Source organism: Paenibacillus sp. B2(2019) (genome assembly GCF_008370385.1).
Lineage (GTDB): Bacteria > Bacillota > Bacilli > Paenibacillales > Paenibacillaceae > Paenibacillus_AQ.
The window spans coordinates 12,357-38,794 of the sequence record NZ_VTZR01000033.1; the positions used below are offsets into that span (position 1 = coordinate 12,357).

The 26,438-nt window shown below is 45.0% G+C and carries 30 protein-coding genes and 1 tRNA gene; 6 read left to right on the plus strand and 25 right to left on the minus strand.

What is annotated here, in order from left to right:
- Window positions 1-183: 183 nt before the first annotated feature.
- Window positions 184-2,976, minus strand: coding sequence for a phosphoenolpyruvate carboxylase (ppc, locus tag PAENI_RS31100; RefSeq protein WP_076285561.1), 2,793 nt, complete (start codon window positions 2,974-2,976; stop codon window positions 184-186).
- A 236-nt stretch (window positions 2,977-3,212) separates the two neighbouring features.
- Window positions 3,213-4,106, minus strand: a complete 894-nt coding sequence (locus tag PAENI_RS31105) for a LysR family transcriptional regulator (RefSeq protein WP_149647921.1) — start codon at window positions 4,104-4,106, stop codon at window positions 3,213-3,215.
- Window positions 4,107-4,272: 166 nt separating this feature from the next.
- On the opposite strand from PAENI_RS31105, the gene PAENI_RS31110 reads away from it, so the two are divergent.
- From PAENI_RS31110 to PAENI_RS31125, 4 genes are all read left to right on the plus strand, one after another.
- Window positions 4,273-5,241, plus strand: coding sequence for an ABC transporter ATP-binding protein (locus PAENI_RS31110; protein ID WP_149647922.1), 969 nt, complete (start codon window positions 4,273-4,275; stop codon window positions 5,239-5,241).
- A gap of 86 nt (window positions 5,242-5,327) precedes the next feature.
- Window positions 5,328-6,407: an ABC transporter substrate-binding protein gene (locus PAENI_RS31115; protein ID WP_149647941.1), complete on the plus strand. Its 1,080-nt coding sequence runs from the start codon at window positions 5,328-5,330 to the stop codon at window positions 6,405-6,407.
- A gap of 5 nt (window positions 6,408-6,412) precedes the next feature.
- Window positions 6,413-8,092 carry an ABC transporter permease gene (locus PAENI_RS31120; RefSeq protein WP_076120979.1) on the plus strand — a complete coding sequence of 560 codons (1,680 nt, stop codon included), beginning with the start codon at window positions 6,413-6,415 and terminating at the stop codon, window positions 8,090-8,092.
- Window positions 8,089-9,399, plus strand: a complete 1,311-nt coding sequence (locus PAENI_RS31125) for an MBL fold metallo-hydrolase (RefSeq protein ID WP_149647923.1) — start codon at window positions 8,089-8,091, stop codon at window positions 9,397-9,399. Before PAENI_RS31120 ends, PAENI_RS31125 begins: the two co-directional genes overlap by 4 nt.
- A 102-nt stretch (window positions 9,400-9,501) precedes the next feature.
- Here PAENI_RS31125 and PAENI_RS31130 read toward each other — a convergent pair whose 3' ends face one another.
- The 22 genes from PAENI_RS31130 to PAENI_RS31240 all read right to left on the minus strand — a co-directional run bounded on the left by PAENI_RS31130 (window position 9,502) and on the right by PAENI_RS31240 (window position 25,102).
- Entirely contained in the window at window positions 9,502-9,783 is a 282-nt protein-coding gene (locus PAENI_RS31130; protein WP_149647924.1) for a holin, read from the minus strand.
- A 13-nt stretch (window positions 9,784-9,796) separates the two neighbouring features.
- Window positions 9,797-10,489: a M15 family metallopeptidase gene (locus PAENI_RS31135; protein WP_149647925.1), complete on the minus strand. Its 693-nt coding sequence runs from the start codon at window positions 10,487-10,489 to the stop codon at window positions 9,797-9,799.
- Complete coding sequence (locus PAENI_RS31140) at window positions 10,490-10,894, minus strand: hypothetical protein (protein WP_149647926.1); 405 nt, start codon at window positions 10,892-10,894, stop codon at window positions 10,490-10,492.
- A 70-nt stretch (window positions 10,895-10,964) separates the two neighbouring features.
- A complete protein-coding gene (locus PAENI_RS31145) occupies window positions 10,965-11,099 on the minus strand; it encodes an XkdX family protein (protein ID WP_149647927.1) in 135 nt (44 codons plus the stop codon).
- Window positions 11,099-11,542, minus strand: a complete 444-nt coding sequence (locus tag PAENI_RS31150; RefSeq protein ID WP_188114765.1) for a hypothetical protein — start codon at window positions 11,540-11,542, stop codon at window positions 11,099-11,101. Before PAENI_RS31150 ends, PAENI_RS31145 begins: the two co-directional genes overlap by 1 nt.
- Window positions 11,543-11,709: 167 nt before the next feature.
- Complete coding sequence (locus tag PAENI_RS31155) at window positions 11,710-13,284, minus strand: hypothetical protein (RefSeq protein WP_149647928.1); 1,575 nt, start codon at window positions 13,282-13,284, stop codon at window positions 11,710-11,712.
- Between the two features lie 11 nt (window positions 13,285-13,295).
- On the minus strand, window positions 13,296-13,907 hold the full coding sequence (locus PAENI_RS31160) for a putative phage tail protein (protein ID WP_149647929.1): 612 nt from the start codon (window positions 13,905-13,907) through the stop codon (window positions 13,296-13,298).
- 3 nt (window positions 13,908-13,910) lie between these two features.
- A complete protein-coding gene (locus tag PAENI_RS31165; RefSeq protein ID WP_076300996.1) occupies window positions 13,911-14,246 on the minus strand; it encodes a hyaluronate lyase N-terminal domain-containing protein in 336 nt (111 codons plus the stop codon).
- Window positions 14,247-14,257: 11 nt separating this feature from the next.
- On the minus strand, window positions 14,258-15,280 hold the full coding sequence (locus PAENI_RS31170) for a DUF2793 domain-containing protein (protein ID WP_149647930.1): 1,023 nt from the start codon (window positions 15,278-15,280) through the stop codon (window positions 14,258-14,260).
- Window position 15,281: 1 nt separating this feature from the next.
- The gene (locus PAENI_RS31175) at window positions 15,282-15,695 is read right to left on the minus strand and encodes a phosphoglucomutase (protein ID WP_149647931.1); all 414 of its coding nucleotides are present in this window, start codon (window positions 15,693-15,695) and stop codon (window positions 15,282-15,284) included.
- 1 nt (window position 15,696) lies between these two features.
- Window positions 15,697-16,755 carry a baseplate J/gp47 family protein gene (locus tag PAENI_RS31180; RefSeq protein WP_149647932.1) on the minus strand — a complete coding sequence of 353 codons (1,059 nt, stop codon included), beginning with the start codon at window positions 16,753-16,755 and terminating at the stop codon, window positions 15,697-15,699.
- Complete coding sequence (locus PAENI_RS31185) at window positions 16,748-17,179, minus strand: DUF2634 domain-containing protein (protein WP_149647933.1); 432 nt, start codon at window positions 17,177-17,179, stop codon at window positions 16,748-16,750. The genes PAENI_RS31180 and PAENI_RS31185 overlap by 8 nt, the downstream gene beginning before the upstream one ends.
- Window positions 17,176-17,472 carry a DUF2577 domain-containing protein gene (locus PAENI_RS31190; protein WP_076301021.1) on the minus strand — a complete coding sequence of 99 codons (297 nt, stop codon included), beginning with the start codon at window positions 17,470-17,472 and terminating at the stop codon, window positions 17,176-17,178. Before PAENI_RS31190 ends, PAENI_RS31185 begins: the two co-directional genes overlap by 4 nt.
- A gap of 5 nt (window positions 17,473-17,477) precedes the next feature.
- Complete coding sequence (locus tag PAENI_RS31195; RefSeq protein ID WP_076300991.1) at window positions 17,478-18,440, minus strand: XkdQ/YqbQ family protein; 963 nt, start codon at window positions 18,438-18,440, stop codon at window positions 17,478-17,480.
- Window positions 18,441-18,449: 9 nt separating this feature from the next.
- Entirely contained in the window at window positions 18,450-19,202 is a 753-nt protein-coding gene (locus PAENI_RS31200; protein ID WP_149647934.1) for a LysM peptidoglycan-binding domain-containing protein, read from the minus strand.
- A gap of 1 nt (window position 19,203) precedes the next feature.
- Window positions 19,204-21,072, minus strand: coding sequence for a hypothetical protein (locus PAENI_RS31205; protein WP_149647935.1), 1,869 nt, complete (start codon window positions 21,070-21,072; stop codon window positions 19,204-19,206).
- A gap of 191 nt (window positions 21,073-21,263) precedes the next feature.
- Window positions 21,264-21,686, minus strand: coding sequence for a phage tail assembly chaperone (locus PAENI_RS31215; protein WP_042131197.1), 423 nt, complete (start codon window positions 21,684-21,686; stop codon window positions 21,264-21,266).
- Between the two features lie 113 nt (window positions 21,687-21,799).
- Window positions 21,800-22,270: a phage tail tube protein gene (locus tag PAENI_RS31220; protein ID WP_042131198.1), complete on the minus strand. Its 471-nt coding sequence runs from the start codon at window positions 22,268-22,270 to the stop codon at window positions 21,800-21,802.
- 1 nt (window position 22,271) lies between these two features.
- On the minus strand, window positions 22,272-23,594 hold the full coding sequence (locus PAENI_RS31225; RefSeq protein WP_149647936.1) for a phage tail sheath family protein: 1,323 nt from the start codon (window positions 23,592-23,594) through the stop codon (window positions 22,272-22,274).
- On the minus strand, window positions 23,594-23,773 hold the full coding sequence (locus PAENI_RS31230; RefSeq protein ID WP_149647937.1) for a hypothetical protein: 180 nt from the start codon (window positions 23,771-23,773) through the stop codon (window positions 23,594-23,596). The genes PAENI_RS31225 and PAENI_RS31230 overlap by 1 nt, the downstream gene beginning before the upstream one ends.
- The gene (locus tag PAENI_RS31235) at window positions 23,770-24,183 is read right to left on the minus strand and encodes a phage tail terminator family protein (protein WP_149647938.1); all 414 of its coding nucleotides are present in this window, start codon (window positions 24,181-24,183) and stop codon (window positions 23,770-23,772) included. Before PAENI_RS31235 ends, PAENI_RS31230 begins: the two co-directional genes overlap by 4 nt.
- Window positions 24,184-24,607: 424 nt before the next feature.
- A complete protein-coding gene (locus PAENI_RS31240) occupies window positions 24,608-25,102 on the minus strand; it encodes an ArpU family phage packaging/lysis transcriptional regulator (RefSeq protein ID WP_042132515.1) in 495 nt (164 codons plus the stop codon).
- A gap of 287 nt (window positions 25,103-25,389) precedes the next feature.
- On the opposite strand from PAENI_RS31240, the gene PAENI_RS31245 reads away from it, so the two are divergent.
- Together PAENI_RS31245 and PAENI_RS31250 are read left to right on the plus strand one after the other, a co-directional pair.
- Window positions 25,390-25,818 carry a transcriptional regulator gene (locus tag PAENI_RS31245; RefSeq protein WP_149647939.1) on the plus strand — a complete coding sequence of 143 codons (429 nt, stop codon included), beginning with the start codon at window positions 25,390-25,392 and terminating at the stop codon, window positions 25,816-25,818.
- A gap of 31 nt (window positions 25,819-25,849) precedes the next feature.
- Entirely contained in the window at window positions 25,850-26,263 is a 414-nt protein-coding gene (locus tag PAENI_RS31250) for an ImmA/IrrE family metallo-endopeptidase (protein ID WP_076285600.1), read from the plus strand.
- A 101-nt stretch (window positions 26,264-26,364) separates the two neighbouring features.
- On the opposite strand, the gene PAENI_RS31255 is transcribed toward PAENI_RS31250, so the two are convergent.
- Window positions 26,365-26,438: transfer RNA gene (locus PAENI_RS31255), tRNA-Pro, on the minus strand.

Below are 26,438 nucleotides of genomic sequence, written 5' to 3' on the forward strand. Positions count from 1 at the left end.
CAGCGCATCACTTTTTTCTCGGTCTATAATGCTTCTATGAAGACTATTGGTCAGATGATGACCTTGCATTTCCATGAATCCATGAAAGTAATCTTTTAGAATCTGCCGGATACTGCATAATTTCCTATACAAGCACAAAAAGTCCGCCCCGATAAAGGGCGGACTTTTTGTGTTAAGACTATATCAGCCAGTATTCCGAAGACCAGCGGCAATGCCATTGATGGTAAGCAATACTTCGCGAAGCAATTCGCTATCGTCTCCGTCAACTTCACGGAGCGCTCTAAGCTCAGATAGCAATTGAACCTGCAGGTAGCTAAGTGGATCAACGTAAGGATTGCGGAGTCTAATCGACTCCTGAATCACAGGGACATTATCCAGAATATCCTGCTGACCAGTAATCTTCAGGATCAACTCAGAGGTCAGTTTGAATTCATCTTCAATCTGGCCGAAGATCCGTTGACGTGCTTCCTCGTTCTTGCCCATGCTGGCGTATTCCTTAGCAATGATCAGGTCCGCTTTTGAAATAGCCATTTGCAGCGTATCTATCAGTGTAGTAAAGAATGAGAAGTTCTCATACATATGCTGCATTATCTTCAGATTCTCTTCCTTACCCTCATAGAAACTCTGCAGTCCGGTTCCAGCAGCATACCACGCTGGAAGCAAATAACGGCTTTGTGTCCACGCAAATACCCACGGAATTGCACGCAAGTCTTCAAAGCGGTCACTGTTCTTCCGTTTGGAAGGGCGTGAACCAATATTAAGCTCTCCAACCTCAGGCAGAGGTGTAGATTCTTTGAAATAAGTCAGGAAGTCCGGATCACGGAATATCAAATCCTGATATTTGTGAAGCGACACTTCAGAGATACGGGCAACAATCTCTTCCCACTTCTCTTCATATAAATCCGCTTGTGGAATTCTCGCATTGATCGCTGCTGTCACAAGCGCAGATGTCGCTTGCTCTAGACTGCGGTAAGCAATCCCTTGCATCGAATAACGGGAGGAGATAACTTCTCCCTGCTCGGTGATCTTAATGCCGCCGCCAATCGTCGAGGCTGGCTGAGCCAGAATGCTGCGGTTAAGCGGCATGCCGCCACGGCCGAGCGCTCCACCACGACCGTGGAAGAACTTCAGCTTGATTCCGAACTTATCAGCTGTAGCTGTAATCTCTTTCAGAGCAACACGCAGTTCATAGTTAGCAGTAACCACGCCGCCATCTTTGTTACTATCTGAATATCCAAGCATGATTTCCTGCAAATCATTCATTGCTCTTACTGCATCGCGGTAGATAGGCATGCTGAGCAATCTATTCATAATTTGTGGTGCTTCATGCAAATCATCAATCGTTTCAAAAAGTGGCACAGCTTGCAGCGTACATACGACTGTACCGTCATTATCTTTGCGGAATAGTCCTACCTCTTTGGAGAAGACCATAACCTCCAGAATATCGCTTGCCGCTTCTGCCATACTGATCAAATAACTAGTGATACATTGTTTGCCGTACTCTTCTTGCGAAGCGAAGATCGTCCGGTACACTGCAAGACATTCCTCTGTACCCTCACTATACGTCTGATAAGAAGAAGTGATTGGACGTGGATCATTCAACAGCTTCTCCAGTAGCTCAATCTTCTCATCTTCAGACAGTTTGGAGTAATCCGGCGTAATGTTCATTTTCGCCAGAATTTCAGTCATAGCATTCTCATGTTCTTGACTGTGCTGACGCACATCAAGTGTCGCCGTATGGAAACCGAACAGCTCCACTTGACGGATCAATTTCTTAATATAAGTGTCGGCCACATAATCGGCATAGTGATGCCGTAAGCTGCGGTCAATCACGTTCAAATCATCGATAAACTCTTCAGGTGTAGAATAACGCTCAAGAGTATCTTTTTTCTCATCATCCAGAACATTTTGTGTCTTGGAGATCATATAGCTAAGCTTAATACGGTAAGGTTCATTATCATTGCGCCATTCTTCCATCTTGCCAAGATTAATGATCTCACGATCAGCTTCAATGGATTCTACTAGCTCAGGCGTCACCTTAACAATACTTGTGCTAAAGCTTAGATATTTCATGAGTTCACGCATAATCCGTTGATATTCCCGAATCGCCAGCTTACGCTGCATGCGCAAGGTCTGTGAAGTAACTGTAGAAGTTACCGAAGGGTTACCGTCACGGTCTCCACCAATCCATGAGCCAAAACGTAAGTAGGTTGGTACATGCCAATTCTGCCCTGGGTAGTATTTACTGAGACAACGTTCAAGTTCTTGATAAACATCGGGCAATACATGGAAGATCGTCTCATGGAAATAGTACATCCCATTACGTACTTCATCGAGTACGGTAGGCTTACGGTCACGCAGTTCATCCGTTTGCCATAGCGTAATCACTTCATTTAATAGCTTCTCACGGAGCTGTTCACGCTCCCGGAAGGTTAAGGTAGGGTTATCCAGACCCATAACATCATCAGATATCCGCTTATGAATATCGAGAATAGCACGGCGCATAGCTTCCGTTGGATGTGCCGTCATTACAAGTTCCAGAGATAATCCTGCAATAATCTCGTTAACTTCCTCATGAGAGAAATCACGTTCACGAAGCTCTTTAATCGCACTTTCTATAGAACCGGGTTGGACTGTCTCCCCAGCTGAACGTTCATAGTCACGTTTGCGGCGAATCCGATGGTTCTGTTCGGCAATATTCACGAGCTGAAAATAAATAGCGAACGCTCTTATTACCTGATGACGGTTCTCTGGATCCAAAGAATTGATTAACTCCTTAAATTCACTGTGCAGTTCAGGTAAAAATAGTGAGCGCAGCGATTTACTGGTTTCGCGAATTTTCTCCACGATCTCTAGTAGTTCGTTACCGCCTTGGTGAACCAAGACCTCTCCTAAAATGTTCCCCAAGAACCGTACGTCCCGTCGCAGCAGATTGTTAGAGTTGCTTTTGCTGACGGTAGTCGTAAGTTCGGTCATGCTGCTCCCCCCATTCTCTTCCGGATCAATGTGTTAATTATTGTCTGTCTAAAAATCGCCTATTAAAGCTTTCCTCATATCATACAATAAAACTGTGTGAAAATCTCCAACTATTTTGCGCTGTAAAGCGACACAGTATCTAAGATTATACACCAATTTCTCAATTTATACAGTCCTTATATTTTATGTATTCTTTCTTATATATAATGGCTCTAGCATACCTTCATTATGTGTATTTAAATACGGAGCGTTCGAATCTGATCGATGAACAGGCCAATAAGAGGAGAATAATGACGATCGCGGTTATACGAATAATAAATATGTCTTTGAAAATTATAATCTGGAATGGTGCGCATTAGCAATCTTCCTCTGGCTACCTCATCCTCCACAGCAAGACGCGATATAAACGAAACGTACTTTCCACTCATAAGCGATTGCTTTATGGCCTCCAGTGAATCCAGTAGAATATAGGTCCTCGGTTCATTCCCCTCACGCTCAAACCATTTATCCGTCAGTTGGCGTGTACTTGATTCCTTGTCATGTAATATAAAACTCGCTGAAGCAATCATAGCCGGGTTTAGATTAGAAAATGTGGCAAATTCATGAGATGGCGCAAAAACAAGCACGAGCTCGTCCTCACACAAGGCTTGAGTATGCAGATCAGGTAGATAAAAAGATTCTGTAGACAAAATACCAAGGTCAATCTCATGGCTAGCCAGCATTTCTTTGATTACAGGGGAAGGCTTAACCGATAAAGAGATCGTAATCCCCGGATGTTGTTCTCCAAACATCCCCAATATTTTCGGGAGAATATAAGTAGCTGGAACGTAACTGGCACCAATCTTAAGCGTTCCTCGCCCCGCCTGACTGAACTCTTTTACAACCCGCTCCGCTTCTGCAGCTAGTGCATTGATTTTAGTCGCATAATGAAGAAACGCTTTTCCACTCTCCGTAAGAATCATTTTATCCATTCTGGATTCAAATAACTTCTCCCCCAATTGCTGCTCTAAATTCTTCAAATGGTACGTAACGGTGGGCTGCTTCAGTCCGAGTTTATCGGCTACTGTAGTTATTTTCTTATGTTTATTTAACAGTTCTACGATTTCCAGCTTGATTAAATTAAGGTTCATTATCATCCACTCCTCGCCTATTCACTAAACGGTAACATAGAAAAATTCTATGAATGTTAAAATAAATCGGCAAAAAAGTTAATATCACAGTTACATTCAGCAAATATAGCGGGAATTCTTTACCTTTACACTAAGAACAAGCTTAAGAACAGGCAGGTAGATAGAGATGAAGGAAATTACAATCCACAGATTGGAAAAGAAATTCGGAGATGTGCATGCCTTGAAGGCTGCAGATCTGAAGATTCCCGCTGGAAGCTTTACGACATTACTCGGTCCTTCAGGTTGTGGAAAGACGACACTACTCCGTCTGATTGCTGGGCTAGAAACACCGGATGCTGGAGAAATCCTAATGGATGACGAGTTTATTTTCTCAGGCAACAAAAAAATTAGTCGCCCCATCCATAGCCGAAACTTTGGCATGGTCTTTCAAGATTTCGCGCTCTGGCCGCATTTAACTGTCTTCGAGAATGTCGCCTTCGGACTTCGTGCCTCTAAGCAGAAAAAGGATTTACGGATTAGGGTTCAGCAAGCCCTTCGATCCGTAAAACTGGAAGGACTCGAGCTACGCTTTCCCCATCAGCTATCCGGTGGACAACAGCAACGGGTTGCTTTTGCCAGAGCTGTAGTTACTAGACCCCAACTCGTTTTGTTCGACGAGCCGTTAAGTGCACTGGATGCAGTCTTGCGAGATGAAATGAGGCTGGAGTTAACCTCCTTGGTGAGGAACATGGGTATTACCGCTCTATATGTCACCCATGATCAAACCGAGGCGATGTCTATGTCAGATGAAGTGGTCGTGATGCAAGGTGGAACTATTTTACAAACAGGTTCTCCTGAGGAGATTTATCAGAAACCCAATCATCCTTTTGTAGCTCATTTTATTGGAAAATCCAACTGGATCGTTCCCGATAAGCAAATGCTTCGTCCGGAACATTTACGTTGGTCTCAGGAGAATGCTTCCTCCCTCCCTTTTACGGGGACGATTCGACATGTGAGCTATATGGGTGATCGCTATGAGGTCATTCTAGAAATGGAGAACCAAACCGCTTGGACCGCTTATCATGATCAACGTCTACCTGTTGGAGAGACGATCCAGGTCTACGCTTCAGAGCACCAGATCCATCATCTGAATTAAGCGTCCACTGCATGGAATAGCTCGTATGATGCTGTTCCATGCAGCAAGATGCAAAAAATATTAGGGAGGCATTCACATTGAAATCAATGAATAACACTAAAGGACTTAGTACACTTCTTCTAACAACTATAATCGGAGCGAGTCTAGCCGGCTGTAGCTCTACTAACACTCCTGCTGCTAACGCAAGCAATCCGACTTCAACCGCTAACACTACAGCTCAAACTGAAGCACCACAACCCACAGAGAAAGCTCTGAGTGGCAGTCTTGTCGTCTACAGCGCAGGTCCTGAAGGGTTAGCCAATAAAATTAAAGACGGCTTTGAAGCCAAAACCGGTGTGAAGGTGGAAATGTTCCAAGGCACTACTGGAAAAATATTAGCCCGTATGGAAGCAGAAAAGTCCAATCCAGTAGTCGATGTTGTTGTTCTTGCCTCCCTTCCGTCCATGCAAGGGATGAAGAATGATGGTTTATTGCTTCCATATAAAGAGGCGGTTAATGCAGATAAGCTCGTTAGCGATTGGTCAGACACAGCAGATGGCAATTATTTTAGCTATAGCGCATCCGCACTGGGGATTGTCTACAATACTAAAAAAGTAAGCACACCTCCGACTTCATGGGATGATCTCACTAAAGCGGAATGGAAAGGAACCGTCAATATTCCAGATCCTTCGCTATCTGGCTCGGCTCTAGATTTTGTAACTGGATATTTAAGCGCTAAAGGGGACAGCGGTTGGGATCTTTTTAAACAATACAAAAGCAATGGTGTAGCGATGGCGGGCGCCAATCAGGAGGCACTTGATCCGGTTATTACCGGCGCTAAATCCGTCGTTGCCTCAGGTGTAGATTACATGGCTTATAAGGCAAAAGCTGATGGAGAGCCTGTAGATATCGTCTACCCTGCTGAAGGAACAGTGATTAGCCCTCGCCCGGCTGCGATTATTAAGACAAGCCCGAATGTAGATAATGCCAAGGCATTTATCGACTATCTTCTATCTGATGAAGCTCAAGCGCTAGTTGCTAAAGCCTACTTATTGCCAGGCAGAACCGATGTGAAAGCAGAGAATCGTGCGAATCTCGATGAAATTAAGACATTTGATGTGAAATGGGAATGGATGAACGAACATAGTGATGAAGTTTCCTCGACCTTCACACAAATTTTTAAATAAGCGTAATGAATATTAACTCTTTACGCTCATTTAAATGGGTGAGCGGCGGACTTGCTTTATTTATACTGACAGTGCTCGTACTGCTGCCACTCCTGCTCATTTTTTGGACCAGTATCTATCCCAATGAGCAGCTGGATATAGCCGCGCCACTACGAACCATTATGAGTAGTCATGATCTGGTTGAGGTACTGCTGAATTCTATCGGGCTCGGGGTAAGCGTTATTCTACTAACTACGCTATTTGCACTACCTCTGGCCTGGATTATGGCTAAAACGGACTTAGGGCATCATAATTGGCTGGATGTTGTGCTACTAATCCCTTTTATGACTCCGCCATATATTGGTTCAATGGGTTGGATGTTATTTATGCAGACGGGTGGGTATATGGAACAGTTTCTGCCCGCTTCCTCCGTGCTGACTCCGTATTTCTTTAGTTATGGAGGGATGGTATTGATCATGAGTCTGCATTTATTCCCCTTCCTGTATTTACTGCTGCGTAATGCGCTTTTGCAGATCGGGGGCAATCTGGAGGAAGCAGCCTCTGTTCATGGTGCTCCGTTCTTTTACAGATTTAAAAGAGTAATCATTCCCTTGCTATTATCCAGCTATGGGCTTGGAGCTCTTCTCATCTTCGTCAAAACGATTGCCGAATTTGGTACCCCTGCGACCTTTGGTCGTAGGATCGGCTTTTACGTTCTGACCTCTGAGATCCATAAGTATATCTCTAGTTGGCCAATAGATTTTGGAAAGGCTACTTCACTAGCTTCCTTGCTGCTCGGAGTTTGTCTCGTCATGTGGTACATCCAGACTCTAATTAGCAGCCGCTTCTCTTATCGCTTAATAGGCGGAAAAGGGACTCGTACCAAACGTTATAAAAGTACTGGAATTGTAGGGGTTCTTAGTTGGGGATATGTTGTTCTATTACTTCTAGCATCTATCGGCATTCCTTATTTCTCAATCATAACAGCCTCATTATTAAAGCTGCGAGGAGAAGGCGTATCTTGGAGCAATTTAACCTTAAAACATTATGCTGAGCTGCTATCACCGGGTTCTCAAGGTCTTGAGGCCTTATTAAATAGCTTCACATTAGCCATCGTTGCTTCTAGTATCGCGGTTATTCTTGGGACTTGGTTTGCCTTAACTGTAGGAAAAGGAGCTACATTCAAGCAGAAAATTACAGATCTATTCAGCCTACTTCCCAATACAGTTCCTGGAATTGTAATTGTAGTAGGGCTAATCCTGCTATGGAATGCTCGCTGGATGCCTATTCCGCTCTATAATACCTACTGGATGGTTGTGCTTACCTACGTTGTACTATTCATCCCCTATACTGTTCAGTATGTAAAAGCGAGCTATGGGCAGATCGATTCTTCCCTTATGCAAGCGGGACAAGTATTCGGAGGAAGCAAGCTTTATGTGTTCCGCCGTATCCTGCTCCCACTCATTCTACCGGGGATGGTGGCTGGATGGATGATGACCTTCACCATTTCCAATCGGGAACTGGTAGCCTCCTTACTCATTCTTCCACCTTCAATGCAGACATCGGCGACCTATATTTTTGCCCAGTTTGAGCAAGGTGCTGTAGCGATGGGGATGGCCATGGCAGTAATCTCTGTCGGCGTTACTACTATATTACTACTAGTATTAGAATATTTAAGCCCAGATAGAAAGCGGAGACAACGATGAGCATACTAACGATTTGGGGAGGGGCCGGAGAGCATGGTCGTTCCTCCTATCTTTTGCAGAACAAAGATGGGCAATCTGGTATTCTACTCGATTGTGGTGTCAAAAAAGAAGGTCCAGGTGAATACCCCCTGCTTGATACAGACATCATCCCACATTTGCAGGCAGTGTTTCTGTCCCATGCGCATGAGGATCATTCCATAGCACTTCCTCTACTATATAAGTACGGATATTCAGGTAAGGTATGGACAACGAAAGCTACCGTTAAACAGCTTCCCGATTATTTCGAAGCATGGGATAAATACGTGGCTGCTCAGTCCGCATCATTACCTTATGGAGAAATAGATAAGCAATCTATCCAGTTCATGTATTTGGAGGAGCATATCCCCCCTCAGACTTGGCTGAGGATTGCACCTAATCTTCGAGTACAATGGGGGCGAAGCGGACATTTAGCAGGTTCGGTTTGGCTGATCCTCGAATGGGACGGAACAATCGTATTTTTCTCAGGGGATTATACGAAGGAGTCGCTGCTGCTCATGGCAGATTCACCAACGATTATGGAAGCCGGAGCTAAAGATGTCGTCGATCTATCCATTATCGATGCCGCATACGGCGCGGATCCTGATGAGCAGCTTGTAAAGTTACAGCAATTAGAGTCAGCGATCTGTAACACTCTGCAAAAAGGGGGTTCAATCCTCCTTCCGGTGCCTATCCATGGCAGAAGCCAGGAATTGATCGTATGGGCAAGCGAGTGCTTCCCGGATGATCAGCTGATCGTCGAAGAAGAGCTCGTAGCACCTTTAAGAGGGTTGAGCGATAAGACCGAATGGCTGAAAGAGGGCGCTATTCAGCGCGTTGATATGCTTTTTAATAGAAAGAACTTGTGCATTGTATCTAATTCAGAGGAACGTGCAAAGGCATTGTTGAATCTCAAGAGCTCAATCGTGTTTACCAATGACGGAATGATGCAGTCGGCAAAAGCACAAGAGTATTTTCACCAGCTCTCTGCTTCTCCTGACAACCATGTGATTTTTACGGGACATTTGGCGGCAGGTAGTTTCGGGCACCGTCTCGTTAAACATTCTATAGTAGAAGAATCTAGCGAAACGAGATGTACAATCTCACTCATTCGCTATAAAGTCCACCAAGGCTTACCGGATATTCGAGAAATGCTCCAAACGGTTCCTAGCCGCCGGTCGGTGCTCGTTCATGCTCCTAAATCGCATATTGATCATGTCACTTCTATATTAGAAGGAGAAGGTTTTGCAGGGCTGTACTCTTTGCTGCCTGGAAGTACGCTTTCGTTCTGAAGCTTAACTATGTAATCTCGTAAAAAAACAATGGGGCTCTTCCTTAGGTCTATTCAGACTTTTTGGAACAGCCCTTTTTTATGATTCGTACCTATTATCCATTTACTCTTTCGTTGTCCCCGGGCGATCCTTAAAAGCTAGCTCAAACAACCCCGTCGCAGATAAACCAGCCAGCCCTCCAGCCCAAAGCCGAAGGACGATATCCAGATCGGTAAAAGGATACGCTGCCGCTCCGATGAGCAAACCTATTAATAGTCCGATAATTGGGACTGCATTACGCGGGATGTTGATACTATTTTTGACCAATTGAACAAGTGCCAGTACGAATACTGCTAAGATAGAGGCGAATGCCATAACATCATCTAAAATCTCTCTAGTTTCCATGATAGATACCTCCTTAGTGAGTACTTTTAATCTCAACCGTTCTAGTGGCGGAATCATAACCCACCTGTGCACCTAGCGCTTCTGCAATAATACGAACGGGAACGTAGGTTATGCCTTTTTCAAGAACTCCATCTGCAACCTTAACCCCGTTAACTTTTACGACGGCAAAAATATCACCCTTCAATTCTTCTTCCTCCTTCCGATTGATGACCTTATACGCTGACTCCACCGCAGATGTTGAGGGCTTTGCCCCTGCACGTAACTGTGTGAGTGTTAACCCAAACGCCATTTGAAAATGTGGATAGTCTTTAAAGCTCGTCCAATCGCCTCCCCATTCGAATCCAAGTGCCTTGGCCTCTTTTACAACCTCCTGCCAATCTGCGATCTGGTTGTTATTGTCGTCCCGGCGCATATCCCATGACACACTCGATCCATTCGGCAACAAAAGAGCAAAATCTACAGCTAATCCAAAATTGTGGTAGCTATACCCGCCACGCGCATTGGTGACAATCGCTCCAGGCTTGGTGCGACCTTGTGCATAGAGAGCATCTTGCTCGGCTATTGTGCGAAGTCCCTGCGTAATGAGAATGGGGATGTTGAGTTTGTGACAGCGCTCGATTAGCGCAGTAGCAGCGGAAAGGACTACGGGATGTAGGCCTGTTAGGCGTGAGGCTGATTTATTTTTGATTTGGGACAAAGTGAGCATCTATACCCCTCCTTTAAATAAAAAGGCAATAATAGCAAAGATAGTTCCCGCCAGAACGTATTTTAGTAAATCGATAAACACTTTTCGTTCGCTCTTACTGTCCGTCTGAGATTGTTGCAATAGCTGAAACACACGTGAGTCTAAAGTGTCCCAACGCCTCATAATCTCGTTAAATTGAATTTTCATTTCTATCGTTGATTGTTTAATTTGTTTCACATCTTCCTCATGGCGTGATTGTTTTTCTTTTAATAATAGAAGCTCATTGTTAAAACTTAGATGTTCCGTTCCAAATCTAAAAATCTCGTCTTGGATGACTACTAGTCTATTTTCAACATCTTCTAAACGGTGCTCAATGGGCGCTGCTTCAGCATCGCCTCCTCCTGAATTCACTCCCACAATGGTCATATAACAGCCCCCTTCTAAAGTGATAAATAAAACAGCCCTCGTAGCAGGTACGAGGGCAAAATAAAAACGCCTACAATATGGCGCTATCTGTAATCTCTATAGCTTGCTCTGATGTGATCTTGTTGGCAGTTACAAATACTTGAACTTGATCCTTTGAATAACATCCTGCGTCATAATAGTTTTTAATGATTGCGTACCAATCCATTATAATACACCTCCCGTTACAAGAGTGAGCAGCAAGTCGGCGTGGTCTTGTTCCGCCTGGTTGAGTCTAGCCTGTGTTTGCGCTAGTTCTAGCGTCAGCCCGGCATTATCGGACTCCACAAGCTCGATACGCTCGGACATAGGTACTTGATATACAAGCGCTTGCGGCTCGTCAGGTTCGATGTTAGGGCCAGGATAGCTAAACTCCAATCTTCCCGTTTCGATGCTTACCTTGTAGCCACTGCACGCTGCAAAGTATTGCTTGTATTGCTCGTAATCAAGCTCTAAGCACCCCACCGTTTCCGCTACGCGTTCGGCTAGTGCTTTATAGACTGTTAAATCCAACGCCTGTGTTGTCTCAACCACATCGCCGGAACGCTCTCCGGTATCAACTAATGCGTTACCTGTGGCGTTATCATAATAAATTTTTCTGCCTATTTGCATTTATATTCACTCCCTTTCTTAGCCTCAAGCCACCCATTTATATTCTTGAGCTACAATCTGATTATATGAATTAGTTACGGTAATACCGCCTGCAGTCGTTGTGATAGATCGCGTAAATTGTTTTGATGCTTTTGTATGCGCAAAAGTACATTACTATCTTCCTCCTTCTAATTCCATACCGCGGCTCCGCGTGCAGAGGCAGTAGAGTAACCTCCGCCGAGCGATGCTACTACGACGTGAACCAACATTACCTCACCATCCATATTGAACGGCTTCGAGAAAGATCCGTCCGCCGCAATGTCCCCATCGTGACCGAAGCCCCACATATATTGGGTACTAGGCATTGTAATTCGCCGCGACCGCTTATCTACTATTAGCCCCGTAGCTTGCTGTGTTGTGCTCATCGACCATCCGTCCACAAAGTGACGAATTAGCACTAACCGATTTCCATGGATGTCCTGCAGCACGATTGAATGATCCTGGTGGCTGTTGTTGTTCGACGTTCCGAAAAGAATCGAGCCAGCAAACGATCCGATAGTGAACCCGGCTGGAAATCTAAACATTTCCTCAGTCTTACCGTCAGCCCCTGCCTGCGTTGCAAAGTCAACCGATGTAAGCCCACCGACCCAGGGTTGGAGTGTGCCAACTAAGGTTCCTATAGAGACACCCGCGCGGACGTTACTAGGTACGAGAGTTGGAAATGTACTTTTTGTCCAGGTAACCCCATTATAGTAGCCCGCTTGCGGCATTAAGAACACATCGCCTGTCGCCCATATCTCTGCGGCATTTGACGGAGAGTGATTATTCTCCACAGATCTATTGACTATAGCTCCATCCTGCCCAAACATTGATACCCCTCGTAGCCAATTTGCAGGAACAACGTTAGGATCAGTGACTCGTATTTCGGGGTTTCCTACCGCCGTAGTTTTCAAATATGCCCCCGCTGGTATTCGGACCCAGCATCCACCACCCGCTGCCCATGCTGCACTAACGGAATTAGTGTATCCGTCCGTAGCACCTCTTTGTACTATCGCGCCATCAATTAGCCCGCCCTCTGTCCCTATCGTCTTACCCGCTAGCACGTCCGCTGCTGTCGCTGTTCCATAATCACCTCCTTCACCCTGTAAGATAAAAGCCGTCCCATCATATACAACCGTGTAAACTCCGTTCAGGGCAAGTGTTGCCGCATTTCCATTGGGTTTCTTGATTGCTTTGGCCCCTAAAGTATTAGGATTGAGTGTAGGATTGGCTCCGCTAGCAGTATGTGTTTTGAAACTAAATTTAAGTCCTGCTATCAGCACCGTAGGTGCTGGGCTAAGTGTAAGGGTATATGCGGTGGCTGTACCAGCCGTAGTACCGAATCCAGTGTTGTTATTCAGTAGTGTCTTGTCCGCAGCAGACATCAAGCCATTCGTAGCAGTTGTAGCTACGGCTGTACCGGCTTTAGCATTCCACGCCGTTTTTTCAGCATCAGTAACAAACCGATTACTCGCGTCTTGAGCAATAATAGCTGGTGGGTGGGTAGCTGGGTGAGTATAGTTCGTTGCTCCCGTAGCAACACCCGCCAGCTTTGTTTTCTCAGCTGTGGTGTAGTCGTTCGTAGACAGCTGTTTGCCAGTAACTTTATCGACCTTGCCAGTTACGGCATTATCCAAGATATCCATATTCCCATTCAGATCGGCGATATCAACAATATCTGTTCCCTCGGGCTTCTTTAATCCCAAATTTCCTGTGGTTTGCATGTGTCACTCTCCTATCTATAAGTTCTTAATTCGTTCCATGTCTTACTGTGAGCATTCTCCCAAGTCAAAACCTTAACGGAGTCCCACCAGGTATAGCTGAACACAAATTCATAAGCCAAATGCGCAGGTTTAATCTCTTCGATGATTTGAATCAACCCTGCCATATTGGGAGGAATGCCCAGCGTACTTACAAAATGAATCTCAAAACGGTACTCATCAGGCACTTCCTTAACTTCAACCACTCCACCTGAAAAAGCGGACGCTGTCCGCTGGATCATCTCCGGCGTTGTCGTTCCGTTTCCACGCAGCTTCGCCTTAATCATCTCTCGGCGTGTAGCATATGATTTGGATAAATCGATATTTAATCCAAGCTCAGCTTCCCAACGTCCAAGGCTCACCGTTGCCGTTTCAACAAACGCCTGATCCAGTACATCTATAGTACCTACCTTCAGTCCACCAATTTCGATCCCAATGGTCTCCTGAAGCTTCTCCATTTCGCGGACATCCTTATAATAATCCGGCAAATATTGCATTAGATCAGGCGCCTCGACTTCACCCGGATGGCTCGAATCTTTATCTGCGGAATATTGCAATTCGCTGTATAAAGAGCTGCCGTAACTCATCCTCTACACCCCCTTCAGTTGATTCCAGGTTAGGGGCCCTTTAGGCAAATAATCATGTGTATGCGCCGCCGGAGGGAATACCGCTGGTTTACCCGCTACCCCCGCCCAAGCTACACTATCCGCTTGTTGCGCGAAATCCACCTTGCCATTGTTATTCGTATCGTAAATACTTTTCAGCATGTCCCCGGTACTTTGTGCCGCAACTAGCAAGACATTACCAGCAGCAGAACCAATGTACAGCTTGCCACTGTCTGTACAATAGCCAAGCTCACCAATAGCCAGTGCTCCGATCGCACTTTCCAATCCGCGGCGTATTTGTATCAATGTCTTTAAAGCCATTGTCCCGCCCCCTAGAATGTTCCGCCATCAATACTGGCTACGGTAAGTCTATTGCCATTCGCCGCATCATAAATGATGCTACTTCCATCCACACTTACAGCTACACCGGCTCCATCTACAGTGATCCCTTTTCCAGCTGTAACCGCAATCGCGTCTGCAGTAACCGTGATCCCATTGCCTGCACCAATATTCAGCGTCACAGCATCGGCCTGACCACCACCAATCAGCCCGCTCCCAGCTGTAATGGTCTGTAGTGCACCACCGGTACGTACCCATGCGTTGCCGTTCCAGCTGTAAATCTTCTGCTCATCATCGACGTAAGCGGTCCAACCGACGGCAGGAACATAAAATACCCAAGCAGCAGATTGGTATTCAACAATTTGATTCGTTTTCCCCACCCATGCCCCGGTTGCTCCAGCTGGAATAATATATCGATCACCCTCAACCGGACTGGCAGGTGGAGCCAGCAGGTTCTGATCTTTTACCGATGCTTGCGGTTCGATGTTATGCTTAGCCAGCTCAATTTCATTTTTAATCTTCTGCGCTGACCACAAGTCTGTAATCGTAGTCCCAGTATCATTGATCGTCCGGTGCTTGGTCACATCGTCAATGTGAGTCTTAATCTCAGCCGCAGTCTTTACGTTCGTGCCGTCTGATACTTTATTGATATGACCCGCACTAATATCCGCCTTAAGCACCTTCGCATAGGTTGCTCCATCGGCGATATCGTCGATTGTACCCGTCAGATCGCTAAGCTTCTGCGCATTCACACGCCGCCAAGCTGCTCCATCATCAAAATATAAATATCCGCTATTCGTACCCGTAGTCACGTAATACAAACGGCCAACGGCTCCTGCAACCGGACGCGAAGCTTCTGGACCCGATAGCGCCCTTCCGACCATGGAATTAGACGTGCCGTCACCAATATAAACTTCCTTAGTATCACTGCAAAAACCAAGCTCACCCGCCTTCAACACGCCATAACTCGTTAGCTCAGCCTTTGTTCCCCGCTTTATTTGTATAGTCTGTGCCATTTTACACCTCTCTTCTAAATGATCCTCCGTCAATCTGACCCTTACTCTTATAACGCTCTAGTTCACTTTGTACGGCTGTAAGGCTACCTTGCAAACCATTAATATCATCCGCTTCAACTGTATCCCCGGGGGTTTCGTAAGTCACATAAACCTCGGGCACATCGGCAAAAATCTTAATCAACCGCCGCCATGGCGCTTCATCCGGAAAAGACACCGTAAAATTACGTAGCTCGATCCCGGAATACTGTGACCCTGTGTACACCGCGATGGTCTGATTATTGATGTTGTCATGCGCAAGCGCACCACTATACATGCCATTTACAAGCGGTAATCTCTCTTCAATAACATAGCTGCCACCATTTGCTTTTTTATTAAGCTTTTCTTGAAAAATATCAACTTTCTCCGGATAACCCATGCTACACCTCCAGTAAAACATTACCGAACAAAGGTATTTCTTCTTCGTTCAACATTACGTTGCCCGCTCCACCGTTCAGCTTCAGTTCACTGTAATCCGCAACCCCCTCAGTAGCTAGCAATAGTGCACCGATTACAGACTGGCTAATATAGGTTGCTGAAAAAGCCTTCTCTTTGCGATAGCTCTCAAGAATCGCCTTAAATTCTTCATTTACAGCTTGCAGCGCATAACCTGAAGCAAGGGTTACTTTTGCGCTTACACTAATACTTTTGCCCTTCGCCGACGCCACAGTTACAACAGCACCTACGGGGGCTTGCCCCTCACCCGCTCCAGAGACCGGATCAATGTAATGCTGAACCTTAGTCACCAGTAGCTCAGAAGCAGGTTTTTTCTCAGCGTCCACAACAATCACCTTCACCGTCTTAGGACCGTTCCATAACGGAAAAACACGTGCACCTCCCACCCCCACAACCTGCATAGCCCACTCCATATAGTGATATTTATTGCCGCTAGTAGCTGGGCGTCTGGCTGAATCCAAATAACGCTGGCGTAGCGATTCATCACTTTCGGCGTTCTCTCCAGGGATCAGAAGGGAAGCTATTTCTCCGCGCGCGAGGTCTGAAATATAATCCACCGGCAGCAAAGAGCCAAAATATCGGTTTCCTTCTTCTCCAGCTGTTTCACTCTCCAAGCGATACACTCCAGGAGATAGCTTCTCCACAGCCATATAATTCAGCATATCGAGTGAAAAGCGGCTTCCGAGAGGGACATCTACAAATCCTCCATCCGCTTTATAAAAAATCCCCTTCAGTTGCGCTTTGCTCGCTTCTCGCCTAACAATTCCTGACCAGGATATACTTCGCTCCAAGTACTCTCCGGTCGCCGTATCTGCAAAATACAGATTATTATTCACATCCAGCTCAATGTACATCTGCGCGAGCTCTGCTGCTGCCGGAGCGAGCGCGTCATAAATAATGCTGCCCTCGCGTTTATCCAGACCTGACGGAACCCGGTCCAGCATCCGCTCTAAAAGAGCCTCATACGTCTGATCCTCATACATCCTCATTCCACTCCTTTCTCAGCTGAAAATTTCCGTAACGTGTGACCACCTTGCAGTCAAAAGTTAAGTTTTCTCCGGTAAAAGAAACCTCAATATTTTCTAAGCTAAGGATTCGTTCATCCTGAAGTAAGGCCTCATTAATGACACGTCTGATTTCAGCTCTGACCAACAGCCGATCCTTACCCAGAACCAGCTGCCACTCTGTTCCGTAATCCGAACTGTAAATCAGATGTTCAAATCTATCGGTTCGCAGAATTTTGGCCGCTGCCTGCTGCACTGCCTCAAGTCCATCCGCTTGGCCAGTGATCCTTTTTCTGTCCCAATCCATTCGGTAGGTTAGACTGGGGCTTTCCCCACGTTCAAGGTTGACCTCGCCTTCAAGAAGGGCAGTTATCGGTCCAGCTTTTCCAATCGCAGGAATCATATCGGACTCACCAGCCGATCCAGAACAATATAGCTTTGTCCACCCTGCATCCGAACCATCAGAACCCGATCACCAGAGGCAAGTCCTCGACGCACTACCACTTCTCTACCCTCTAGCTCGACTTTACATTCCATTACCGACTCAGGCAGCACTAGCGCATTCCCCGATAAAATAAAACGTTGATCCACCTGGATCTGCAAAGGAGCTGCCTCCGTTACTGTCCCATAAGAAAAAGCCACGGGATTTGTATTTCCCACGGCTCCTAAGCTTGCTTTTTTTATAATATCCAACATCATTTCTACACCACCTTTATATCGAGGGACATCGTATGCTCCCCACCGGAAATCTTATGACTACATTGATCCACCAGAAACACCTGAGTCTTGAATTCATCAAGCAGGACATAAATGAAATTACCAGCCCTTACGCGCATATCACCAATCGCCTGTACGGAGAGACTAAGCTTTTCACGGTTGTGCATTTTTAGCAGATTATTTGCCTTCTCCTGAATTTGTGCAGCATTCGCTTTGTCATCGGCCTTCTGATACAAGTGCAGGATACCCCAGCGTTTCACATTATCCTTATCGCTAACCGGAAAGAAATCACGCTTACCAGACTTCTCGTTATCCTTGTATAGAAAAATGGTGTTGTACGTATCATCATCAATACTTTTTTTGAGCGAATAATCGTACAGATAATGCCCCGCTCCCAGCACTAGGTTAAGCAGCATAGACTCCGGTTTACGCAGTGTAAGCTTGCCAAAATCATCGTAAAAAGCCATCAACCGCCCCTTATACTGAAGCTCACTGCCGATCGCTCCCATAATGATGTCCAGCAGCTTTTTGTCATCTTCAATTAATGAGGGAATTCGGTACTCTGTATTCTCCAGCACACCTGTCTTCAGGCCGTAGTCCTTGGTTATTTTAGTAATAACATCGCTAGCCGTGACATCCTGCAAAACATAACTACCATTGCCTAGTAAATAACGAATCTGATCATAAGCAGTCAGCTTAATCTCCTGATCCGAGCCTGTATCAATGCTGAACACAAACCCGTAGAATACATCCACATTATCTTTGCTGAACTGAATAATATCACCGTTGCTGATGCTAAACTTGGGATGCTGATAGATACCACTGTCCACAAGTGTTAACTCTAGCGTTGATGGTTTGCCTGAACGAGCAGTTTTCCATGTAATATCGGAGACGATACCTGAAATATCCCATAAATGTCCTTCCTTATTCTTTACAAGTAGCTCCATAACAGCCTCCTACGGTAGCTTAATGACCTTACCGATTGGAAGCTTCCTCAGCTCACTATCTTTAATGCCATTAAGTTTCTGGATTTCTCCACACCTTTTGCCATCTCCAAGAATTTCTCTAGCGATTTTCCATAGATTGTCTTTAGATTTCATGATATACGTTTTAGGTTTGGGCTTTTCATTAGCCCGCTTCTGTTCTACCTTCACTTCATCTTTGACAACCTTAACTGCTACCGCTTGATAGAATACATACTTTTTGAGAGATAAAGAATATTCAATATCCCCTGATGTACCCGCACTGAGCTTCCAAGTGAAGCCTTCGATACTCATAGCCATATTCACACCAAAATCAATCTCTATGGATTTATCCTCACTAGTCGATGATTGCTTTAACCATTTCTTCGCATCGTTTAGCTTCCCCTCAGCTTTTTTCGTGTCATTCGCATAGCTCACCCCGGAGAATACAAAACGAATAGGTCTGCGACTCGTCATCCACTTCTTAATAAGCTCCACATATTCAAAGGGTCTCTTCAGCTCGTCCTCTTGTACCAATACGAACGGATACCTTTGTGCCGGAAAGATACTTTCAATTGTGATCTCTGTCAGCTTCGGATAAGCAATCGTATTGATCTCACCCAGATCGATAATAGTATAGCTTTTTCCATCCCCGCTCTCCTTGATCTCCAAGGTCTCCGGGTTGACTGGCAGCCGGAATGCTTCCGCCTGATTATTAAAACCAAGAAAAATCCCGTACTCTTCCACGTTACGTATACACCCCCTGTGCTGTAGAGACAAACTCCTCGTTCAGCTTTTGCCCGATCTTGCTGATAATCGTATCAATGTCTCCGGCATTGTTAATATTCCCGGTCGTCACCTGCACCGTCGGCGTAAGCTCCACAAAATTCTGGATCGCCTGAATCTCCGCCAGCTCACGCAGCATTTTCAGATCATCACTGGAGATATCTACAGTGCCGTTGATGGAGTCGAGTTCTTTCACGCGGTTAACGGTGTTTAGATTGTTGCTCTGGTTGGCAAAGATTTCTGTTTGTGAGATTTTTGATTGCCCTTTTGCCTCTTCCGTTATCTTTTCTGCTTTCCTTCCCAAATCACTAAATTTCCCAGCGAAATCCTTCCCCTTTTGAGCGTAAGCATTAACTGTATCCGCATATTCTAAATAATCTTTCTTCTCAGAGTTTTTCACAGCCTTATCACTGGTTGGGGCAACCAATTGTCCCTTCAAATTTTTAATCATTCCGCTCACAGCATGGGGTTCTTCAGGATTTAAATAATCTATTTTTATATTAGCTAATCCTTCTAATCCTGGTATTTTGCTCAACAAATCCAGTAGTTTCTTAACACTTGGTAGCATTGCATTAATAGCTTGTGCTACTACCTTCATAAATCCACCTGCAAAGTTTTCAGCGCCAATTGCCATCTGATACATAAGATCCAAGAAGTTAACTGCTAAGTCGTAAATGAGCTTCTTAATCGCATAAACAGGATCTATAAACAAGTTCTGAAGAAAATCTTTAAAACTTATAAATATATTTTGCAAATATATTATAATATTCTGTATATGGACCCCTAACCACCCAAATGCCCCAGCTATAGCTCCAACGACATCCCCCGCTGAAACACCTAATAACTGAAAAATTAAAATAAGAGCTCCAATAACGGCTATTACTACTAGAATAGGCCAGTTGGCTACCATCCATGCTGCTGCAAGTAGATACACCTGAACAATTATTGCTGCTAAATAGACGGTAGCTATCGCTATTAGGAAAGGTTCAATCCAAGCCCAGTTCTCCTGCACTACTCCAACCAACCATAATATTCCATCAACTACCATGCTAATCACATTAGCAATGAAGAGAAATCCATTAGCCATGGCATCTATAATCGGCAACAATTGGCCTGAAGTTAGCGCCGTGTTCAAGGTATCCATCACTGGCCTCAAGGCTCCCATTGCTTTCTCACCGATTTTTCCAAGCGCAGCGTCTGTATTCTCATTCAGCTTATTCCAGTTGGCGATATCTTCTGGTTCTGCCGCAGCTTTTACAGCTTTCTCCCCCAAAGACTTAACCGCGTTAAATGGTTTCACCACATCTGCTGTCTTGAGAAATTTCATAATTTTCGAGTCAGGAGATGGTGGGGATGGTGGAACTGGTGGTTCCTTGCTCAGATTGATTTTGGGCTTGGGGGTTGGATCGGCCTTAACTTCAGGCTTTTTCTCTTCTTCTTTCTTTTTCTCTTTTGCTTTTAATCCCTTCCACCAATTTACCTTCTTCGCTTTTTCTTCTTCCTTTTTACCCAATAGAAGAGCTAGCTGTTGAGATTGCCCCGCTTGTTGGCTTTGCTCAATAACTATATCCCTGGAAACTACAACCTTAGGAGGGAGCCGTTTAAAGCCCTCAAGTAGTGTATCGTTGATGTCCTGTAAAGACTGGTTAACTTGATTAAGAGAACGGCTCATTTCATCACTTGACCGCTTAACAACTACTTGCATTCCCTTGAGTAGACGATTAACGATATCCAGATTACTGTTTACACGAACACATTGTTTATTAACACTCTTCCAAATTCCCAGGGATTTCATCGGTAGCATTATAGCTTTAGATGCTTCTATCTTCATTCATTCACCCCCTCATCTCTTCCTCGCCTTACTCCGTGCCTGATCCCGCTTCTCCTTCTCCACACGAACAGCGATCATCGCATAAATTGCGGCTCGTTCACGTGAAGACAGCTTCATTAGCTCATGCGGTAAAATATGAAGCTCGTGGAGGGCGTAGTAAGCTAAGTTCGCTTCACTGTCGCCCTCGTTGATTAGTTTTTTACTTCATCCACCAGCTCGTTCATATCTGTACCGAAGCCATTCAAGGCCTGTACCCGTTCACCCAGTGCCGCGAATTCACCTGGAAGCAGCATTTTACGCAGCAGCGTTTCGGCACCAAGAACACCATAAGAACGTTGTAGCTCAGCATTTTTCAGATCTGGATGCACCACACTTGAGGTCATAAGCTTAGCCATATAATCATTCGGTTCAATCTCGGAGGTATACACTCCGTTCTTACCTTTGACCTTACGAGTAGCTGCTTTACGGCATTCCTGATTCTCATCCTCGTTCATACTGCGTAGCTTCCAGGCAACTGCGTTTCCTTCCTTATCCTTAAACCGCTGCGATACTACAAACTCCTCGGTCGTGTCACATGCTACATTTTGCGCAAAAAACAAACTTAATTCACTCATTGTCTTCCTCCTAAAATGATTTAGTTTCTTCTAGTACTACTAACTAGACAGAGAAGAGACCCGCCGCTCACCTGCACGCCCGGGCCTTACTTGCTCCTATCTAGTTGTCTTTACTATTTTCCGGAGCCGGCCGGAGCGCCAAAAGCTTGCACAATCTGCACGTCTTCAAAGGTAAAGCTCACTTCTTCTTCCAGCGCATCTGATTCTGTATCAAGAGAAGCCATGATGACACTATCAAGGTTCACGCCTTTTAAAATAATGCGTTGTGCTCCAACACTGGACGATGGGTCTTCGTTCGTAACCTCAATATCGAAATACTGGTCGACACCTGTATTCATATAATCGAGCATCATCTGGCGGAAACGGCTAGTCATATAAAAAATCGTCATCGAACCGCTGCCCGACCATCCAGTCGCTTTATGCTGAACACCACGTCGGCCGAGTGTCTTCACTTCTGCCTTTGTTTTTTCTACCGTAGCTTCAAGTGTTTTCACATAGAACATCTCTTCAGTTTGCGTGCCAATCACGGCATACGCACGGCCCTCCTGGCCGGAAATCGTATCGCTAGCTTTTAAAAATGCCATCTTAAACCACCTTCACTTTCATATATACTTTTTCTACGGAATCAACTGGCTTCACAGCCACGTCGAGCACAATACTATCGCTATCAGTACCTGCCACAACGACAACATCGGTCTGCGCATTAAAGCTTTCAATCGCCCCCATATCCTGCAGATCATTCATGTAAGTTGCACATTGTGACCAGAACAGAGCCCGTCCATCTTCATTATTGGCTACCTTACCAATGTAGTAGTTCTCAAAAATACGCTTCAGATCATTCGCAATCCCATCCAGCACGCGTAGCACACGATTTTTGGAGAACGCTTTGCCTTTATCCGGAGAAAATGCCGTAAACGTGTTAATATCCTGCTCCACCACAGCTCGCCCTCCACTGTAAGTAAAGAGCAGTTCACCTCGCAGCAAAGCTGCAGTCGTCTCAGAATGGCTAAGCCGCACATCCGCGTCAACGGAGTCGTCATATCCCTGATAAGTCAGCGATTGATTCACCGCAGCAGCAGCCGTAGCACCGGCCACCCAAGCAACAGCATTGTTGTTATCAATCATAGTTCCGTCACTCAGTACTACCCCATTCTTCACGCTGATCACACCCTCATGACCCGCAGAAGCATAATCCGATAGTACAGCCTGCACTTTCTTACCTTCCGTATCCCGCAGTCTTCTCACCCAAGAGTTATACAGCGCCTTAAGCGTACTATCCTGCGATACTAGTCCAACCGTTTGGAACTCAAGCACCTCAAGAGCAGACAAGAAATCGCTGTGCGCACCATTTGTCACCGTACCATTAGCTCCGCCAATAAGCGGCATCCCTGCGGTTAGCTTCAAGCCTTCTGCGCCATTTTTCTGGAATTGTACATAATCGTTAGCGACCAACTCTTCAGCCGTTCCAACCGTTTGCTTATTCAGTTCAGTACCATTCAGCAGTGTCTTCACATCAAAAAGAGCATTATTCTCAATATTCTTCTCAATAACAACAGAAAGATCATTTCCGCGTACACCGCCATATTTAGCCGTAACCTGTAGACCATTGTTCGTGACCGCCGCTTTAACCCCTTCATTCAATCGATAGAGCAGTAACGTTCCCGCACGTTTCAGCGCTTCGCGTACTGGCAGCAATGTTAGATGTTCCAAATCATAACCTAGTAGCTTATTCACGTCGTCCTGCGGGGTAATCTCCATGATCACTCCAGGTTCTCCCCAAGATAAGGCAAGTGCCAAAGCAGTAATCCCACGTTCTCCCATTTTGCCGATGGCACCTTGATTCGATGCTACATTTACGTACACCCCTGGGCGCACTTTGTTTTGAGTTGTCCATGTTCCGCCTGCCATTAGTTCAAAACCTCCTTATTAATAAACAATCCTATAGATTGCTTCGCTTCTTCGATCGTATAACTTTTGTCATCCTGCAAAATAACGTTCAGCACATCCTTTTCCTTAGCCGTAAAAAGCGATGAATTCACAATCTGCTCTTTACCAAAACGATCTCCATTACTCACCTTTGTGCTCATTTCAGTCTTTCTCCTCCTATCATTTGTCCCATCTTAATGGGGTCAGGCTTCTCACTTTGCAAATACACCATATAGTCCGTTGTAAAAAGCGGCCCATGCCCCTCTACCCCAGCTTCCCAGGCTTGCCTAGCTACACGAAAGGAGCCACCCTCTTGCTCCATCCCTGCCATTGCCTCACTCAGCTTATCTGCCATTCTCTCAGCTTCCAGCAGACTGCCTTGTTCATAACGGATACCGAAGCGATAGACTGCTAAATATCGGCCTTCCCGCTGCCGATCCAGAGTCGCTGAGATCAGTCCGGGATAAAAATAAGCCGTCTGAGGTTTCTCCCCCTCCACATATACAGGCACATCTGGAAAGTAACTCTCCAGCGCACTCGTAATGTGTTCTCGTAATTGTTGTACCGACATCACTCCATTCCTTTCTGATCTGCGGCGGTTCGCCGATCTTTGATGGTGTTAACCTTCAATTGCATTAACATTTAAGAAGACACCCCCTCTACTAAATTAAGAACAAAAATGATACTATCCAATGTTGGATAATACCCTTCTATACTAGGCCAATGCCAAAAGAATCTTTCACCGCTAGATTTGTTCTCATCACCACTAGGGTTGAACTATTAGCAGAGCATTCATGCTCTTGCGGTGTTCTTTTTGCTTCATTTGCCATGTTATAAATATACACCCCTATTTGCCTTGCAGAGACGGAATACCGACGAGGTTTAAGCTAGCTTTGGGATGGTATAGAGCGGTTTTTCGGAGGAACATAAAATCAATAAAAAAAGACCGCATCATCCGCTCGGACGACACAGTCTTTAGTAACCGTCTATATCTCTTAAGTAATACTAACCTTCTCTTTCTTCACTCTGGGCGCTGTTATTAAAGTGTTAAGGGACAGTAGACCGAGATCCGTTAAAGCCAAAGCCATCTTATAAAAAGCCTTCGAACGTATCTTCACGTAAGTGTCCTTACTCACCGGTGGATCAAACACATGATTGTAAATCGTATAATCGTACGTTTCGTCTCTTTTCATATAACGCTCTCTTACTAATTGCTGTTCCCTCGTATCGAGTCTTTCTACCACAGAGTCTATCGCCGAGCAAAAAGCCCTCCTAGCAGCCGGTATATCCACATTATAAGAAGCTATCGCAGCAGTCTGATCAGTAACAGTATTCGTAGGACCATGAAATCTTTCTGTATACGAATAAGTAGTACTGGCTTCCTTAGCCTCAAATGTAACGGTCTTAAAAATACGGTATTTCTCCAACATGCTCTCTATAGCGACCTGGGTTCGGCGACGGTCTAGCTCCGGTAAAGCAGATAAGTTCATCATTTTATGCACTCCTTTAGGTTTTAACAGAATGAGATTAAATTGCGGAAGTTTCCTAAGCAATGTGCTAAAATATAAAAGTGTTCGTATTCTGTTCGTATTTTTCTATAATATACCACTTCTCTACCAATCTCGTAAAACCCCGTTTGAGTCTGTTTTGGGCGAAAAAGGATAGCTTTCCCTCCATTATCTTGCCTTTTGGCAATAATATACGCTTTGTTGTTTACCAATTGGCAAAAATGGCTTATATTAATAACATAAGCTTCAGTCTATAAGGAGTGGTTGAGATGAAACAGGATTTTGGGGATTATATGAAGCAACTTCGCGAAACAAAGGGACTCACTATTAATCAATTGGCAGCAGCAGCAGGCATTAGCGGATCACAGATTTCACGGATTGAAAATGGTCTAAGAGGAGTTCCTAAGCCGACTACATTACGCAAAATAGCAGAGGCTACAGGAGTCCCGTACGAGGAGCTAATGGATCAAGCGGGGTATTTGCAGGAACAAGCTCTTCCAACCGAAGAGATTGTCCCAGAGTGGGCTACAAGCAAGGATAAACGTGACTTCCGTAAAATGCTGGAGGATGATGGAGAGCTGATGTTTGATGGAATCCCATTAGACAAGGATGACAAGCAGAGGATAAAAGATGTACTGACCGGCTTATTCTGGGAAGCCAAACAGATGAACAAAAGAAATAAATCCAACAACACTTAATAACAACACTAACATGCTGCAGGTGAAGAATATGGATGAACTGATCAATAATCTGATTAAAAAATATAAAACCAACTGTCCGTTCGAGCTGGCCTCAGCGCTAGGTATTCACATTCGTTTCATGAACCTTGGGACAGGCACAAAGGGATTATATTACCGAAAACTAAGAAGAAGATTTATCGTCATTCATAATGAGTTGCCAGTTGAGTGGCAGCGCTTCGTTTGTGCGCATGAATTAGGACATGATCGTCTTCATAAGGGGATTAACCGCTTTTTCCTAGAAGAAAGCTCTTACTTCTCTCCTGGCAAGCTTGAGCGTCAAGCTAACGTCTTTGCTGTAAAGCTACTATCCATAGGCAGTAATCCTGAGCAAGAAGAATCCTGTAAAAGTTATTATCTACGGATTGGCATTCCGCCAGAAGTACAGTTTCTTTTGGAAGAATGATAGAACATATGATATATGAATTTATGCGTGTTTTAATTCTATACATAACAAAAAAAGCTCTTACCGAAGTAAGAGCTTTCTAGTAGCAATTAAGCTGAGTATCGGGATGACACGATTTGAACATGCGACCCCCTGGTCCCAAACCAGGTGCTCTACCAAGCTGAGCTACATCCCG

Bases quoted from the DNA above. Each gene is read 5' to 3' on its own strand.
- ppc (WP_076285561.1), bottom strand. From the start codon at position 2,976: ATGACCGAACTTACGACTACCGTCAGCAAAAGCAACTCTAACAATCTG.
- PAENI_RS31105 (WP_149647921.1), bottom strand. From the start codon at position 4,106: ATGAACCTTAATTTAATCAAGCTGGAAATCGTAGAACTGTTAAATAAA.
- PAENI_RS31110 (WP_149647922.1), top strand. From the start codon at position 4,273: ATGAAGGAAATTACAATCCACAGATTGGAAAAGAAATTCGGAGATGTG.
- PAENI_RS31115 (WP_149647941.1), top strand. From the start codon at position 5,328: ATGAATAACACTAAAGGACTTAGTACACTTCTTCTAACAACTATAATC.
- PAENI_RS31120 (WP_076120979.1), top strand. From the start codon at position 6,413: ATGAATATTAACTCTTTACGCTCATTTAAATGGGTGAGCGGCGGACTT.
- PAENI_RS31125 (WP_149647923.1), top strand. From the start codon at position 8,089: ATGAGCATACTAACGATTTGGGGAGGGGCCGGAGAGCATGGTCGTTCC.
- PAENI_RS31130 (WP_149647924.1), bottom strand. From the start codon at position 9,783: ATGGAAACTAGAGAGATTTTAGATGATGTTATGGCATTCGCCTCTATC.
- PAENI_RS31135 (WP_149647925.1), bottom strand. From the start codon at position 10,489: ATGCTCACTTTGTCCCAAATCAAAAATAAATCAGCCTCACGCCTAACA.
- PAENI_RS31140 (WP_149647926.1), bottom strand. From the start codon at position 10,894: ATGACCATTGTGGGAGTGAATTCAGGAGGAGGCGATGCTGAAGCAGCG.
- PAENI_RS31145 (WP_149647927.1), bottom strand. From the start codon at position 11,099: ATGGATTGGTACGCAATCATTAAAAACTATTATGACGCAGGATGTTAT.
- PAENI_RS31150 (WP_188114765.1), bottom strand. From the start codon at position 11,542: ATGCAAATAGGCAGAAAAATTTATTATGATAACGCCACAGGTAACGCA.
- PAENI_RS31155 (WP_149647928.1), bottom strand. From the start codon at position 13,284: ATGCAAACCACAGGAAATTTGGGATTAAAGAAGCCCGAGGGAACAGAT.
- PAENI_RS31160 (WP_149647929.1), bottom strand. From the start codon at position 13,907: ATGAGTTACGGCAGCTCTTTATACAGCGAATTGCAATATTCCGCAGAT.
- PAENI_RS31165 (WP_076300996.1), bottom strand. From the start codon at position 14,246: ATGGCTTTAAAGACATTGATACAAATACGCCGCGGATTGGAAAGTGCG.
- PAENI_RS31170 (WP_149647930.1), bottom strand. From the start codon at position 15,280: ATGGCACAGACTATACAAATAAAGCGGGGAACAAAGGCTGAGCTAACG.
- PAENI_RS31175 (WP_149647931.1), bottom strand. From the start codon at position 15,695: ATGGGTTATCCGGAGAAAGTTGATATTTTTCAAGAAAAGCTTAATAAA.
- PAENI_RS31180 (WP_149647932.1), bottom strand. From the start codon at position 16,755: ATGTATGAGGATCAGACGTATGAGGCTCTTTTAGAGCGGATGCTGGAC.
- PAENI_RS31185 (WP_149647933.1), bottom strand. From the start codon at position 17,179: ATGATTCCTGCGATTGGAAAAGCTGGACCGATAACTGCCCTTCTTGAA.
- PAENI_RS31190 (WP_076301021.1), bottom strand. From the start codon at position 17,472: ATGTTGGATATTATAAAAAAAGCAAGCTTAGGAGCCGTGGGAAATACA.
- PAENI_RS31195 (WP_076300991.1), bottom strand. From the start codon at position 18,440: ATGGAGCTACTTGTAAAGAATAAGGAAGGACATTTATGGGATATTTCA.
- PAENI_RS31205 (WP_149647935.1), bottom strand. From the start codon at position 21,072: ATGAAGATAGAAGCATCTAAAGCTATAATGCTACCGATGAAATCCCTG.
- PAENI_RS31215 (WP_042131197.1), bottom strand. From the start codon at position 21,686: ATGAGTGAATTAAGTTTGTTTTTTGCGCAAAATGTAGCATGTGACACG.
- PAENI_RS31220 (WP_042131198.1), bottom strand. From the start codon at position 22,270: ATGGCATTTTTAAAAGCTAGCGATACGATTTCCGGCCAGGAGGGCCGT.
- PAENI_RS31225 (WP_149647936.1), bottom strand. From the start codon at position 23,594: ATGGCAGGCGGAACATGGACAACTCAAAACAAAGTGCGCCCAGGGGTG.
- PAENI_RS31230 (WP_149647937.1), bottom strand. From the start codon at position 23,773: ATGAGCACAAAGGTGAGTAATGGAGATCGTTTTGGTAAAGAGCAGATT.
- PAENI_RS31235 (WP_149647938.1), bottom strand. From the start codon at position 24,183: ATGTCGGTACAACAATTACGAGAACACATTACGAGTGCGCTGGAGAGT.
- PAENI_RS31240 (WP_042132515.1), bottom strand. From the start codon at position 25,102: ATGAACTTATCTGCTTTACCGGAGCTAGACCGTCGCCGAACCCAGGTC.
- PAENI_RS31245 (WP_149647939.1), top strand. From the start codon at position 25,390: ATGAAACAGGATTTTGGGGATTATATGAAGCAACTTCGCGAAACAAAG.
- PAENI_RS31250 (WP_076285600.1), top strand. From the start codon at position 25,850: ATGGATGAACTGATCAATAATCTGATTAAAAAATATAAAACCAACTGT.